The 760-nt window shown below is 41.4% G+C and carries 1 protein-coding gene; it reads left to right on the top strand.

Annotated elements, in window-relative coordinates; all coding sequences use genetic code 11:
• Window positions 1-760, top strand: a 760-nt coding sequence (gene truB, locus ACS8FD_RS19775; protein ID WP_439277121.1) for a tRNA pseudouridine(55) synthase TruB, incomplete at both ends; no start/stop codon positions are given.

Here is a 760-nt window from a genome sequence, read left to right as displayed (position 1 = left end):
CTGATAAAAAAGCTAAAATAGTACCTGATAAGATAAAAGTCTCAGGGGTTATTTTAATAGATAAGCCTTACGGTATGACATCACAGCAAGTGGTATCGAAAGTGAAATATCTTTTTAAATCGCCAAACCATAATAGTAAAAAAGCGGGTCATACTGGTACGCTTGATCCCATGGCCACTGGCTTGTTACCTATCTGTCTGGGTGAGGCTACCAAATTTAGCCACTATCAATTGGATGCCGATAAAACTTATCAAGCGACTATCTTGCTTGGTAGTCAGACTGATACTGGTGATGCGGAGGGTCAGATTGTTAAAACAATGTCTGTGCCAAAGTTTGATGAGGTAGAGTTAGAAAAAATTGCCCAGCAGTTTTTGGGCGCTCAGCAGCAAATACCACCCATGTATTCGGCGCTAAAAAAGGACGGCAAAAAACTTTATGAGTATGCACGGGCTGGTATTGAAGTAGAGCGTTTACCAAGAAATATCGTCATCAAGTCAATTGATTTAAAAGCACTTGATAACGAACAAATACAGTTGACGGTTACTTGCACCAAAGGCACCTATGTACGCGTGCTTGGTGAAGACATCGCTAAAACGATAGGTACATTAGGGCATCTGACAGCACTGCGGCGCTTGCAAGTCGGTAAATTCGATATTGATAATGCGCTTAGCTTGACCGCATTAGAAGAACAAGCATTGGATAATCGTCAAGCACAGTTAATGCCAGTGGATGCATGTATCGATATCGATATGAAGCTGAC

The organism is Psychrobacter sp. 1U2 (assembly GCF_051847575.1).
Note: the sequence above shows the minus strand (reverse complement) of the source record. Positions and strands in the feature narration are given on the sequence as shown.